Source organism: Amycolatopsis australiensis (assembly GCF_900119165.1).
Taxonomy (GTDB): Bacteria; Actinomycetota; Actinomycetes; order Mycobacteriales; family Pseudonocardiaceae; genus Amycolatopsis; species Amycolatopsis australiensis.
In genome coordinates this window covers 1449282-1461967 of the sequence record NZ_FPJG01000006.1, presented here as the reverse complement: position 1 = coordinate 1461967, position 12686 = coordinate 1449282, and the positions used below count along the sequence as shown (strand labels likewise).

The window sequence follows — 12686 nt, the reverse complement described above, 5'->3', positions numbered from 1 at the left end:
AAATGGGCTTTCACGGTGATTTCCTTCATTCTCGGCACCACCGCGGAACTGATCAAGATCGCGCCGGTCTACCACGGGATCGCCGAGCGCGGGGTGCGGCCGAAGATCTGGTTCACCGCGCAGCACGTCGACGAGGTGGCCGACGTCCTCGCCGACCTCAAGCTGCCGGAGCCGGACGTCTGGCTGGTGCCGGAGGACAAGGCCCACAACCTCGAGTCGCCGGCGCAGGTGCCGGGCTGGGCCGCGCAGGTGCTGCGCACCGCGTGGAGCCGCCGCCATGAGCTGCGCGCCGCGCTGACCGAGGACGGCCGCCCGCCGCTGGTGCTGGTGCACGGCGACACGTTCACCACGCCGTACGGCTCGCTGATCGGGAAGCGGATCCTCAAGTCCCGCGTCGGGCACGTCGAGGCGGGCGCGCGGTCGGGCAGCATCCTGTCGCCGCTGCCCGAGGAGCTCAACCGCAAGATCGCGGCGAAGATCGTCGACATCCATTTCGCGCCGAGCGCGCGTGAGGTGAACAACCTGCGCAACGCCCGCGGCGTGGTCGTCGACACCGAGGCGAACACGGCGATCGACGCCATGCGCCTGGCCATCGGCCAGCCGCTGGACGTGCCGAACCTGCCGGAGAAGTTCGGCCTCGCCACGCTGCACCGCTTCGAGCTGGTCTCGCGCCCGGACAAGTACCGCGAGGCGCTGGAGATCCTGCGCGAAGAGAGCCGCAAGATGCCGGTGCTGTACATGGCCGGCGCACCTGAGCGGGAGAAGATCCGCGCGCTGGGCATCGAGAACCTGTTCGACGACAAGTTCGTCATCCAGCCGAAGATGCGGTACCTGAAGTTCCTGCCGCTGGTGGCGCGCGCCGAGTACGTCGTCACCGACTCGGGTGGTCTTTCGGCGGAGTGCTACTACCTCGGGCTGCCCTGCGCGGTGCACCGCGAGCGCACGGAGACCCCGCAGCACCTCGGCGAGACGGTCGTGCTGACGGAGATGCGCGGCGACAAGCTGCAGAACTTCCTCGACACGTACCAGAACCGCCGCGGCGAGTCCTGGATGGACAAGTACCACCCGTCCGAGATCGTCGTGAACACCCTGGCGCAGCTCGGCTACTGCTGAGGCCCACGTTCGGGTGACTTCCGGTTTCCGGTCCGGCACGGACCGGGAACGGTGTCGCCATGATCCACATCGGACTGGCGGCGCTGCTGGTGGTGGTCCCGCCGATCGACCAGGCCTCGGTGCGTGAGGCGGCGCTGGACGCGGGCTACCAGGCGGCGTACGTCGACATGGCGGGCCCGATCGCGCGGGCGATCCACGCGGCGTACGACATCCCGGCGTCGGTCACGGTGGCGCAGTCGATCCTGGAGTCGAACTGGGGCCGCAGCAAGCTGTCCACGGCGGAGCGGAACTACTTCGGCTTCAAGTGCGTGGCCCCGGCGAGCCCGGGGCCCATCGCGCTGCGGTGCGCGCAGTACCCGACGACCGAGTGCGTGCCGGCGCCGTGCCATCAGGTGGACGCGTACTTCCGGTCGTACGCGTCCATCGACGACTCGTTCCGCGACTACGGCCGCCTGCTGACGACGAGCGCGAACTACTCGGCGGCGCTGCCGCTGCGTGCCGATCCGGACGCGTTCATCCGCGCGGTGGGCCGCAAGTACGCCACCGACCCGGAGTACGCGAACAAGGTGATCAAGCTGATGGACCTGTACGACCTGCGCCGCTTCGACGCGGCTTAGAGCGCACGGCGGCCCGAGAGCGCGCGGCCCAGCGTCAGCTCGTCCGCGAACTCCAGGTCGCCGCCCATCGGCAGGCCGGACGCCAGCCGCGTGACCGTGAGGCCGGGGAAGTCGCGCAGCATCCGGACCAGGTACGTCGCCGTCGCCTCGCCCTCGGTGTTCGGGTCGGTCGCGATGATGATCTCGCGGATGTCGGCCTCGCCGATCCGCTTGAGCAGCTCGCGCATCCGCAACTGCTCCGGGCCGATGCCCGACAGCGGGTCGAGCGCGCCGCCCAGGACGTGGTAGCGGCCCTTGAACTCGCGCGTCCGCTCGACCGCCAGGACGTCCTTCGGCTCCTCGACCACGCAGATGACCGTGAGGTCGCGGCGCTCGTCGCGGCAGATGCGGCACTTCTGCTGCTCGGAGACGTTGCCGCAGACCTCGCAGAACTGCACGCCCTCCTTGACCTTGCCGAGCACGTCCTGCAGCCGCGCGATGTCGGCCGGGTCGGTGGCCAGCAGGTGGAACGCGATCCGCTGGGCGCTCTTCGGCCCGACCCCGGGCAGGCGCCCGAGCTCGTCGATCAGGTCCTGGACGACACCTTCGTACAAGTTCGTCAGCCGCCGAAGCCGAGGCTGCCGAGGTCCGGCATGCCGCCACCGCCGCCGAGCCCGTTGGCCAGCGGGCCGAGCTTCTGCTCGGTCAGCTTCTGCGCGTTCGCCGACGCGTCGCGCACCGCCGCGACCACCAGGTCGGACAGCGTCTCGACGTCGTCCGGGTCGACGACCTTCGGGTCGATCTTCAGGCTCTTCAGCTGGCTGTCACCGGAGACGGTCGCGGTGACCAGCCCGCCGCCGGCGGTGCCGGTGACCTCGGTGTTGGCGAGCTCCTCCTGGGCCTCGACGAGCTTCTGCTGCATCTGCTGCGCCTGCTGCATCAGCTGGGAAAGGTCGAAGCCGCCGCCGGGTTGCACCATGATCGCACTCGGTCCTCTCTGCACGCCTGTGTCAGCCACCAGGGTAGTCGCGCCACGCGAGGTGCCGGGCTGTGGCACCGTGGTCGCCGTGCGACGCGCGATTGCCCCTCTCCTGCTGGCCGGTGCCCTGCTGCTGACCGGCTGCTCCGACGACGCCCCGGCGGCTCCGGCGCCGGGCCCCTCGACCCCCTCGGCGCCTGTGACGTCTTCGCCGTCGCCTTCGTCCACCTCGGTGGCACCCCCGGCGACTCCCACGACTTCGGCGACTCCCGCCGCGGGGAAGGTCGTCGTGCTCGATCCCGGGCACAACGGCGGGAACGCCGCGCACCCGGCGGAGATCAACCGGCCGGTGCCCGCCGGGCGCGGGCAGACCAAGCCGTGCAACACCACCGGCACGTCGACCGATGCGGGCTACCCGGAGCACGCGTTCACCTTCGACGTCGCCCAGCGGGTCGGAAAATCCTTGTCAGACAAGGGAATCCGGGTTGTCTACACGCGACAGAACGACAGCGGCGTCGGCCCGTGCGTCGACCGCCGGGCGGCGATCGGCAACGAGGCGGACGCCGACGCGGTCGTCTCCATCCACGCCGACGGCTCGACCACGGCCGGGGCGAACGGCTTCCACGTCGCCTACTCGTCACCGCCGTTGAACGCGGCGCAGGGCGAACCGTCGACGAAACTGGCGCAGGTCGTGCGGGACACCATGCGCACGAGCGGGTTCAGCACGTCGAACTACATCGGCGGCAACGGCCTGTCGGCACGCTCGGACCTCGCCGGGCTGAACCTCTCGACGCGCCCGGCGGTGCTCGTCGAGTGCGGCAACATGCGCAACGCGGCCGAAGCGGCCCGGATGACCAGCGCGGACGGGCGTCAGCAGTACGCGTCGGCCATCGCCGCGGCGATCGAGGCCTACCTGGCTTCCTGAGCGGCCACGACGGCTTCGCCGTTGACGGTCGCCCAGCGGGTGAGGACACCGATGGGCTCGACGAGCGTCCGGCCGAGGTCGGTCAGCGAGTACTCGACGCGGGGCGGCGCTTCGGCGTAGGCGCGACGGTCGACGAGGCCGTAGCCCTGGAGCTTGCGCAGGGTCTGCGTGAGGACCTTGCGGGAGATGCCGCCGATGAGGCCGACGAGCTCGCCGTGCCGCCGCGGGCCGCGGCTGAGCGCGAACACCACGACGACGGCCCACTTGTCGGCGATGATCTCGATCGCCAGCCGGGCCGGGCAGTCCGCGAGGAAGACGTCACCGGAGAAGTCACCCATGGGAACAAAGGTACCGAGCGGTACCCATCGGATTCGTAGTCTCGGGCGCATGGAACTTCCCGAAAGCTGCCACCGCCTGTTCGAGCGGCCGTTCAACGCGGTGCTGACGACGATCAACCCGGACGGCTCGCCCCAGACGTCGATGGTCTGGGCCAGCCGCGAAGGCGACGAGATCGTGATGGGCATGGAGGGCCGGCGCCCCAAGGTACGCAACATCCGGAGGGACCCGCGGGTCACTGTGCTGATCGAGGACCACGACGAGGTCGACGAGCGCGGGTTGCCGCAGTATTTGCTGGTCAGGGGCACGGCGCGGGTGATCGGGCCGGACATCGCCGACGAGTGGACGGCGCTGATGGACCGGCAGGCCCAGCGGTATCTGGGGGTGGAGAAGTACCTGCTGGGCAACCAGGGCTCTCCGACGGCGGTGATCGTGCGGGTCACGGCTGACCGGGTGACGGGCATCGGGCCCTGGGCTTCCTGACGGCCGGCGGGTTGGCTCGCGTGGCTGGCGGTCGGCTCGCGTGCCCGGCCGGTTGGCTCGGGTCGCTGGCGGGCGGGTCGGCCCGCGCGCCCGGCCGGTTGGCTCGCGTGGCTGGCGGTCGGCTCGCGTGCCCGGCCGGTTGGCTCGGGTCGCTGGCGGGCGGGTCGGCCCGCGCGCCCGGCGGATCAGCCCGGGGCGCTGGCGGATCGGCCCGCGCACCGGCCGGGCGGCTCGGATCGCTGACGGGTGAGCCCGCACCCCGGCGGATCGGCCCGCGCACCCCGGCGGGTCAGCCCGCGCGCCCAACGGGTCAGCCCGCGCGCCGCGGCGGGTCAGCCCGCGCCCGGCGGATCGGCCCGCGCCCGGCGGATCGGCCCGCGCCCGGCGGGTCAGCCCGCACCCCGGCGGATCGGCCCGCGCGCCCGGCGAGTCGGCCCTCGCGCCCGGCCGGTTGGCTCGGGTCGCTGGCGGGTCGGCCCGTGTGCCCCGTGCGTCTGCTCGCGCGCCTGGTTTCGGCCGTGAGCCGCCCCTCTGGGTTCGCGAGCCAACCGTTCGGGTGCGCGGGGCCGGTCGTCCGGGTTCAGTCGAGGGGGCGGGCGCCCAGGTGCTCCGAGAGGAGCTTGCGGGCCACCTCGTCCGGGTCCTGGTCCGGCGGGGGTGGGGGCGGCGGTGGGGCCGGGCTGGCGTCCTCGTTGTAGAGGTCGTCGTCGTCCTCGTCGGCCGGTTCCGGGGGCAGCGGGATGTCCGGCTCGGTCGTGGTCACCTTGGGTCGCGCCGGCGGGGTGGGCGCCGGCCGGGGCGGCTCGGCGGCGGGGGCGGCCGACTGGCGGGTGAACGACCGTTCCGGCGCCGGCGCCGCGGCCTGCTGCGGACGCGCGGCGGGCGCGACGGGGGCGTTGCCGTGGACGCAGCGGACCTGCCAGTCACCACCCAGGACGTCGGACAGCGCGCCGGCGATCTTGCGGGCGTTGTCCTGGTCGGACAGGCGGCGGGCCAGCGGTTCCGACTTGTGGGTGAGGGTGACGGCGTTGCCGTCGACGCTCGCGACGGTCGCCTGGGTAAGCATCGCCTCGAGGCTGCGCCCGCCGGTGAACTTCCGCAGGGCGGTCATCAGCTGCGGCCAGACGTTCCGGATCGCGGCGGCATCCATCCCACCCGACGCCGCGGGGGTTTCGGGCGCGGCCGCGGGTGTGCGTGGCATGCCCGCGCCACCATCGCCGGACTCGGCCGCCGGAGCGCCGGTACTCCCGGCGGGTGCGCCGCCGCCGGGCGTGCGCGGGGTGCCCCAACCGCCGTCACCGGCCACGGCCGCCGAAGCGCCCGCCGCTGCCGGATTGCCGCCACCCGGCGTACGCGGGGTGCCCCAACCGCCATCGCCGGACTCGGCCGCCGGAGCGCCGGTACTCGCGGCGGGTGCGCCGCCACCCGGCGTGCGCGGAGTGCCCCAACCGCCGTCACCGGACTCGGCCGCCGAAGCGCCCGCCGCTGCCGGATTGCCGCCACCCGGCGTACGCGGCGTGCTCCAGCCGCCGTCGCCGGACTGAGCGCCGGTCGCGGCGGAGGTGCCGCCACCCGGCGTGCCGCGACCGCCCGCGCCGGATGGGGCCGCCGGAGCGGCCGGGCTCGCAGCCGCCGCAGCAGGCCGGGCCGGGGTCGGCTCAGCGGGTGGCGCCGGCACCACCGGCGCCGGACCCGCCGAGGCCGCGCGTTGCGAAGGCCGTGAGAACTCCCGCTCCGGAGCCGCCCGCACCGGCGGCTCCACGCCGCCCTCCGCCGGGGCTCCTCCGCCGGCCGCCAGCGTTGCCCGGCGCTCCAAGCGCTCTATCCGGGCCAGCAGCGCCTTCTCCGCCTCCGTCACCGATGGCAGCAGCATCCGCGCGCACAGCAGCTCAAGCACCAGCCGGGGGGATGTCGCGCCGCGCATCTCCAGGAGTCCATTGTGGACGATGTCCGCGTAGCGCGAGAGCGTGGCCAGCCCGATGCGCTCCGCCTGCGCCACCATCCGGGACAGCTCCTCCTCCGGCGCGGACACCAGCCCGCCCGCGGAGTCCGGCACCGCGCGCAGCAGGACCAGGTCGCGCAGCCGGTCGAGCAGGTCCGTCGCGAAGCGGCGCGGGTCGTGGCCCGCCTCCGCGAGCTTCTCCACCGTGCCGAACACCGTCGCCGCGTCCTCGGTCGAGAGCGCGTCCACCATGTCGTCGATCAGGGCGACGTCCGTGACGCCCAGCAGCGACACCGCCCGCGAGTACGTGACGCCTTCCGGCCCCGCGCCGGCGAGCAGCTGGTCGAGCACCGACTGCGTGTCACGCGCCGACCCGCCGCCCGCGCGGATGACCAGCGGGTACACCGCCGGCTCGACCTGCACGCCCTCCGCCGCGACGTTGCGCTCCAGCAGCTCGCGCATCGAGCTCGGTGGGATCAGCCGGAACGGGTAGTGGTGCGTGCGCGAGCGGATCGTGGTCAGGACCTTGTCCGGCTCGGTCGTCGCGAAGATGAAGATGACGTGCTCGGGCGGCTCTTCGACGATCTTCAGCAGAGCGTTGAAGCCCTGCGTGGTGACCATGTGCGCCTCGTCGATGATGAACACGCGGTAGCGCGACTCGGCCGGCGCGTAGAACGCCTTGTCCCGCAGCTCGCGGGCGTCGTCGACGCCGCCGTGGCTGGCCGCGTCGAGCTCGGTCACGTCGACGCTGCCCGGCCCTTCGGGCGCGAGCGCCTTGCACGAGTTGCACTCGCCGCACGGGTCCGGTGTGGGGCCCTTCGCGCAGTTCAGCGAACGCGCCATGATGCGCGCGCTGGAGGTCTTGCCGCAGCCGCGTGGGCCGGAGAACAGGTAGGCATGGTTGATCCGCCCGGCGGACAACGCCGTGCGGAGAGGTTCGGTCACATGCTCCTGACCGACTACCTCGGCGAAGGTCGCCGGACGGTACTTGCGGTACAGCGCGAGAGCCACGTCACCAACCTAACAGTGGCGCGAAGCGCCTCGGTTGAGGGCGGCGGTGGGGGCATCGGCGGAGTACCGGCGGGGTCCGGCGGCTAGGCTCGGCGGTCGTGGCGCGTGCGCGAAAGGCCGGTCCGGTGCCCGGGCGGTACCCGGTCAGGTTCGGGACGGCCGAGCTGCTGCGGGACGCCGACCGCGGCAACGCCTGGCTGGTGTCGGTGGACGGCGTCGCGCAGTCGTACGTCGACCTCGACGATCCGGCCAACCTGGAGTTCGACTACGTCCGGCGGTTCGGCGACGTCGTGGACCGGCTGCCGCCGGGTCCGCTGGACGCGCTGCACATCGGCGGAGCGGCCTGCACGCTGCCGCGGTACGTCGCGGCGACGCGGCCGGGGTCGCGGCAGCTGGTGTTCGACGCCGACGGCGAGCTGGTCGAGCTGGTCCGCGCCCAGCTGGGGCTGCGGGTGCCGGGACTGCGCGTCCGGGTGACGGACGGCCGCGCGGGGCTGGCGACGCGCCGCGAGGACTCGGCGGACCTGGTGGTGGTCGACGCGTTCGAGCGCGCGAGCCTGGCCGGCGGCCTGGCAACGCTCGAGGCCACGCGCGCGATCGCCGGGATCCTCCGCACGACGGGCACGTACCTGGCGAACATCACGGACGGCAGGGGGCTGCCGTTCGCCCGGCGTTTCCTGGCGACGCTGCGGGCGGTGTTCCCGGAGGTCCTGCTGCTGGCGGACCCGGCGGTGCTGAAGGGCCGCCGCTTCGGCAACCTGGTGTTCGCGGCATCGGCGGCACCGCTGCCGGCAGAGGAGATCGCGCGCCGGACGGCCTCGGCAGCGTTCCCGGCGAGGTGCGTCCACGGCGACGAGCTGCGAAAACTGGCGGGACGCGCGGTCCCGATCACGGACGAGAACCGGCCACCGGCACCCCAGCCACCGGAAGACGTACTGGGCCTGTTCCCGCACTCGTGAGTGAGACGCCACGGCAGACCCGCGAAGCCGCGAGGGAGGCACCGTGGGGGTCCGGGGGCTCGGCCCCCGGGAGATACGACGGAGTGGAGGCCCGGCGAAGGGGCGAAGCCCCGAGAGCCGGAGCCGAAACGAAGGGGACCCCGCGCACCCGCCAGAGCCTGCTTATCCTTGCTGCCTTCCGGCCCTGGGGAGGTTCACAGGGTGGACGCCGCGCGGGGTCCGCCGCCAAGTGTAGCGGGCCCCGATCAAGCCCCCGCGCCCGCCTGGGCCCGGGCCTTCTTGAACGTGTTGTGCAGCACCGCCAGCAGCGCGTCCCGCACCGAGAGCTTCTGCCGGGCGTCGAACGTGATCAACGGGACCTCGTCGCCCACCGCCAGTGCCCAGCGGACGTCCTCCAGGTTGTGGCCGAGTGTCCCGTCGAACATGTTCACCGCCACGACGAACGGCAGGCCGGCGTTCTCGAAGTAGTCGACCGCCGGGTAGCAGTCGTCCATGCGGCGGGTGTCCACGATCACCAGAGCGCCCAGCGCGCCGTGGACCAGGTCCTGCCACATGAACCCGAAGCGGTCCTGGCCCGGCGTGCCGAACAGGTACAGCTTGACCTCTTCGTCGATCGTGATGCAGCCGAAGTCCAGCGCGACCGTCGTCGTGGTCTTGGCCGGGACGTGGCCCGTGCGGTCCACCGACGCCGCCACCGATGTGATGGCCGCCTCGGTCGTCAGCGGCTTGATCTCCGAGATGGACGCCACGGCCGTCGTCTTGCCGACGCCGAAGCCGCCGGCGATGACGATCTTGACCGGGGCCGGCGGGCGGGCACCCGGTTCAGTGAATGGCTTCGAGTCCACGAATGACCCTTTCGATCATGCCGAGGTCGTGCGAGTTGTGGTTCGCCGGCCGCCGGACGACGACGTAGCCCTGCTCGGCGAGGTCGGCCACCAGCACCCGGGCGACGCCGATGTGCAGGCCGAGCATGGCGGCCACCTCGGCGACCGACATGGTGTTCCGGCAGAGGGAAACGATTTCCTGCCGTTCGAACGTGAGCTTCGGGTGCGCCGCCGCACCCAGCCGGGACGTCATCACCTGCGCCTCGATCTCCAGGGTCTGGTCGACCGGCTGGGCGCGTCCCGAGGTCATCAGGTACGGCCGCAGCAGCGAAGGTTCTTCGGTCATCACGACCCCACGGTGTTCTTGAGCTCCTCGATCAGGCCCGGCGTGAGGACTTCGGTGGCGCGGTTGGCGAACATCGCCATCTCGTAGGCGATCGTGCCGAGGCTGGCCTGCTTGTTCGCCAGGACGCCGAGCGAGCAGCCGATGCTGATGGTGCAGACGAGCAGGTAGCCGTGCTCCAGCTCGATGATCACCTTGTCGGGCGCGCCGAGCGGGTGGCTTTCGGAGACGCCGTGGGCGAGCCCGAGCATGGCGGAGGAGATCGCCGCCAGCCGGTCGGCGTTCGAGCGCTCGAGCTCCGACGACATCGCGATCAGGAGTCCGTCGGCCGAGACCGCGATGGCGGCGATCGCGCCCGCGGTGTGCTGCGCGAAGCGGCTCACCAGCCAGTTGAAGTTCTGGGCTTCGACGCTGACGCCTGCTGCGGGGATGCTCATTTCCTGCTCTCTTCTCCTCGTTCCGTCACACGACCGGCGACCACGCCTTGCGGCGGGCTGTCTGCCGTCACCACGTCCGCCTTGGCGAGGCCGGCGGCGAACGCGTCGAACGCCGCTCGCTCGGCCGCCGGGTCCCGCCGGGTGCGGTTCACGACGGCGCGGGCGATCGGCCTGCCCGCCGGCTGCTGGCGCAGGCCGGGGGCGAGCTGGGCACCGGGGACACGGCGGACCAGGCCGTCGCGCGACTGCGGGGCCGCGGCGACCGGGGCGCGCACCGGCAGCGACGTCCGGGCGGCGGGCAGGGCCGACTCCCCCGGCACGCGGACCGGCAGCGCCGAGCCGTCGCCGGCCACCGGGTGCGTGACGACGGTGGGCGGCGCGGACGGCGGGTCGGTCGTCATGGCGCTGACCTCGGCGGCCTTGGCGAAGGCGCTCTGGAATCCGTCCATGGCGGCCTTCGTCGCGTCCGGGTCGTGCCGCGGCGCGCCGTCCACGACCGGCGCCGACGTGCCGGTGGTGGGCAGCTGGGCACCGCGGACGCGACGCCGGAGGCCACCGCGGGTCTCGGCGTCCGGCTCGGCTTCCGGCGCCTCGGCGGGCTCGGCGGCCGGCCACACCGGTTCCAGCTGGTTGAACCAGCGGAAGCCGTTCGCGTGCGTGGTGGTGAGCAGGGCCGGGATCGCCGGCGCGGGCAGCGGCTCGACCGGCCGGAACTCCTCCGCCGCGGACACGGCGGCGGCCTCCGCGGGCCGCGCCTGGACCGGCGCCGCGGCCTGCGCCGGGATCACCGGCGCCGGTTCGGGCCGCGGGCGCGCCCCGGCGCGGTGGCTGAACAGCGACGGCGGGATGGTCAGCCGCGCGGTGACGCCGCCGGTCGTCGGCGTCGCGAGCAGCTCGACGCCCAGGTCGTGGCGCCGGGCCAGGCGGCCGACCACGAACAGGCCGAGCACGCTGGTCGGCGCCAGTTCGAGGCGTTCGCGCTCGACGAGCCGCCGGTTCTCCTCGGCCAGCTTCTCCGCGGTCATGCCGATGCCGTGGTCGACGATGTTCACCAGGCAGGAGCCGTCGGCCAGGAGCATCGTGTCGACCTCGACCATCGACCCCGGCGGCGAGAACGACGTCGCGTTCTCCAGCAGCTCGGCGAACACGAGCACCAGGTCGGCGCCGAGGGCCGAGGACAGCAGGATCTCCGCGACGACACCGAGCTTCACCCGCTGGTAGTCCTCGATCTCGGCGAGCGCCGAGCGCAGCGCCGTGGACAGCTCGATCGGGCCGGCGATGCGGGTTTCGTCGCGGGTGCCGGACACCACGAGCAGGTTGTCGGCGTTGCGGCGCAGGCGGGTGGAGAGGTGGTCGAGGCGGTAGAGGCTGGCCAGCAGCCGGGTGTCCTGCTCGTTGCGCTCGACCTCGTCGATCAGCGCGAGCTGGCGGCCGACGAGGTTCTGCGTGCGCTTCGCGACGTTCGCGAACATCAGGCTCGTGTTGCGCCGGGTGAGCGCCTGCCGTTCGACCAGCTCGGCCGCGGTGGTCTGGACCCGGTTGAACGCCGCGGCGAGCTTGCCGAGCTCATCGCTCGAGACGACGTCGATGGTGGCCAGCCGCGGGATCTGCTCCTCGGCCTCTTCGGTGTCGGTCACGCGGACGAGCTCGGTGCCGGCGAGGTCGGCGACCGACGTCGCCGCCGAGGTCAGCCGCCGCAGCGGCTCGGCGATCGAGCGGGAGACCGCGATGGCGAGGAACGCGACGAGCAGGAACAGCGCCCCGGCGCCGATGCCGACCGTCCACGCCAGCCGGGTCGCGGCGTCGGCGCGGCCGGTCGCCGAGTCGGCGATCTCGCCGGTGACCCGCTCCTGCACCAGTTTCCGTTGGCCCGCCTGGCTTTCCGACGCGGCGAGCACATCGGCGACGTACCTGCTGGTCGCGGCCGCGTCGCGCGGGTTGCCGACCTGAGCGGCGAGGTCGTCGATGCGGCGGCCCGCTTCGCTCTGCTCGACGTTGACGACGAGGGCGGCCTGCTCGCTGTCGAACTCGTCGTCGGCCTGCTGGACGAACCGGTCGGTGAAGATCGGCGCCTGCTGGGTCGCGTCATCCAAAATGGACCGGCCGGCCTCCGGTGACACGGCGGTCACGATCAGTGCCATGCCGCGCAGCGAGTTCTCCTCGTTCGCGCGCAGCAGCGCCTCCAGCGCGGTCAGCTCCCGCGTGCCCTCGGCGTCACTGGTCAGCTGCGGGACCAGCCGCAGCGAGTCGATCACCGCGCCGATCACCGCGTGGTAGGTGCGGGCGACGCTGTCGAGCGCGACGCCGCGGCGTTGCGCGTTCTGCCGCAGCTCGTTGAGCGAGCCGATCCGGGTCAGCGCCGCGGACAGCTCGTCCGGTGCGTCGGCGCCCAGCGACGAGCGCACGTCCGCGACCGCCGCGTCGACCGCCTGCTGCTGCTGGAGCATCTGGCCGGCGGACATCGACGGCGTGGCGACGTAGGCGCCGGTGAGCAGCCGCTCCCGCTGCAGCTGCCAGACCAGGCCGCCGAGCTGCTGGGTGTGCCGCGCCACCGTCGCCGACTGGGTCGCGGCCGCGGCGCTGCTCGCCTCGGTCAGCACGAACGGCACCGACACCAGCACCACCGCGACCAGCGGAGGCAGGAGCAGCAGGTTCAGCTTGCCGCGAATCCCGAGCCGCGCGAGGAAGCCCCCGCCGCCCGCCCGGTCCGCGGCCGACCTGCCGTGCCTCATCCCGCC

Annotated in this window: 13 protein-coding genes and 1 other RNA gene; 5 read left to right on the top strand and 9 right to left on the bottom strand. The window is 73.0% G+C overall.

All coding sequences use genetic code 11. The features are described 5' to 3' along the window. The first annotated feature begins 15 nt into the window (after positions 1 to 15). Together BT341_RS08265 and BT341_RS08260 are read left to right on the top strand one after the other, a co-directional pair. Entirely contained in the window at positions 16 to 1113 is a 1098-nt protein-coding gene (locus BT341_RS08265) for a UDP-N-acetylglucosamine 2-epimerase (protein ID WP_072475714.1), read from the top strand. 59 nt (positions 1114 to 1172) lie between these two features. Beyond that, complete coding sequence (locus BT341_RS08260) at positions 1173 to 1730, top strand: glucosaminidase domain-containing protein (RefSeq protein WP_072475713.1); 558 nt, start codon at positions 1173 to 1175, stop codon at positions 1728 to 1730. Here BT341_RS08260 and recR read toward each other — a convergent pair. Both recR and BT341_RS08250 read right to left on the bottom strand, forming a co-directional pair. Further along, the gene (recR, locus tag BT341_RS08255) at positions 1727 to 2323 is read right to left on the bottom strand and encodes a recombination mediator RecR (protein ID WP_072475712.1); all 597 of its coding nucleotides are present in this window, start codon (positions 2321 to 2323) and stop codon (positions 1727 to 1729) included. The genes BT341_RS08260 and recR overlap by 4 nt on opposite strands. Positions 2324 to 2328: 5 nt before the next feature. Beyond that, complete coding sequence (locus tag BT341_RS08250; RefSeq protein WP_072475711.1) at positions 2329 to 2688, bottom strand: YbaB/EbfC family nucleoid-associated protein; 360 nt, start codon at positions 2686 to 2688, stop codon at positions 2329 to 2331. A 79-nt stretch (positions 2689 to 2767) separates the two neighbouring features. Here BT341_RS08250 and BT341_RS08245 point away from each other — a divergent pair, with 79 nt between their 5' ends. Beyond that, entirely contained in the window at positions 2768 to 3613 is an 846-nt protein-coding gene (locus BT341_RS08245; protein WP_218177723.1) for an N-acetylmuramoyl-L-alanine amidase, read from the top strand. Here BT341_RS08245 and BT341_RS08240 read toward each other — a convergent pair. Then, positions 3598 to 3951, bottom strand: coding sequence for a winged helix-turn-helix transcriptional regulator (locus BT341_RS08240; RefSeq protein WP_072475710.1), 354 nt, complete (start codon positions 3949 to 3951; stop codon positions 3598 to 3600). The two genes, BT341_RS08245 and BT341_RS08240, sit on opposite strands and share 16 nt — an antisense overlap. A 49-nt stretch (positions 3952 to 4000) precedes the next feature. Between BT341_RS08240 and BT341_RS08235 the strand changes: the two genes are divergently transcribed. Then, positions 4001 to 4432, top strand: a complete 432-nt coding sequence (locus tag BT341_RS08235; protein ID WP_072475709.1) for a TIGR03618 family F420-dependent PPOX class oxidoreductase — start codon at positions 4001 to 4003, stop codon at positions 4430 to 4432. A 580-nt stretch (positions 4433 to 5012) separates the two neighbouring features. Here the strand turns inward: BT341_RS08235 and BT341_RS08230 are convergent. Beyond that, positions 5013 to 7385, bottom strand: a complete 2373-nt coding sequence (locus tag BT341_RS08230) for a DNA polymerase III subunit gamma and tau (RefSeq protein WP_072475708.1) — start codon at positions 7383 to 7385, stop codon at positions 5013 to 5015. A 98-nt stretch (positions 7386 to 7483) separates the two neighbouring features. Here BT341_RS08230 and BT341_RS08225 point away from each other — a divergent pair, with 98 nt between their 5' ends. After that, positions 7484 to 8344 carry a fused MFS/spermidine synthase gene (locus BT341_RS08225; RefSeq protein ID WP_072475707.1) on the top strand — a complete coding sequence of 287 codons (861 nt, stop codon included), beginning with the start codon at positions 7484 to 7486 and terminating at the stop codon, positions 8342 to 8344. A 129-nt stretch (positions 8345 to 8473) separates the two neighbouring features. On the opposite strand, the gene ffs is transcribed toward BT341_RS08225, so the two are convergent. From ffs to BT341_RS08200, 5 genes are all read right to left on the bottom strand, one after another. Then, positions 8474 to 8568: signal recognition particle sRNA small type (gene ffs / locus BT341_RS08220), an RNA gene on the bottom strand. Positions 8569 to 8589: 21 nt separating this feature from the next. After that, positions 8590 to 9189 (bottom strand): GTP-binding protein, encoded by a 600-nt coding sequence (locus BT341_RS08215; RefSeq protein WP_072475706.1) that lies wholly within the window; start codon positions 9187 to 9189, stop codon positions 8590 to 8592. Next, a complete protein-coding gene (locus tag BT341_RS08210; RefSeq protein WP_072475705.1) occupies positions 9167 to 9514 on the bottom strand; it encodes a DUF742 domain-containing protein in 348 nt (115 codons plus the stop codon). Before BT341_RS08210 ends, BT341_RS08215 begins: the two co-directional genes overlap by 23 nt. Further along, complete coding sequence (locus BT341_RS08205; RefSeq protein WP_072475704.1) at positions 9514 to 9948, bottom strand: roadblock/LC7 domain-containing protein; 435 nt, start codon at positions 9946 to 9948, stop codon at positions 9514 to 9516. Before BT341_RS08205 ends, BT341_RS08210 begins: the two co-directional genes overlap by 1 nt. Beyond that, the gene (locus tag BT341_RS08200) at positions 9945 to 12680 is read right to left on the bottom strand and encodes a sensor histidine kinase (protein ID WP_072475703.1); all 2736 of its coding nucleotides are present in this window, start codon (positions 12678 to 12680) and stop codon (positions 9945 to 9947) included. Before BT341_RS08200 ends, BT341_RS08205 begins: the two co-directional genes overlap by 4 nt. Positions 12681 to 12686 lie beyond the last annotated feature (6 nt).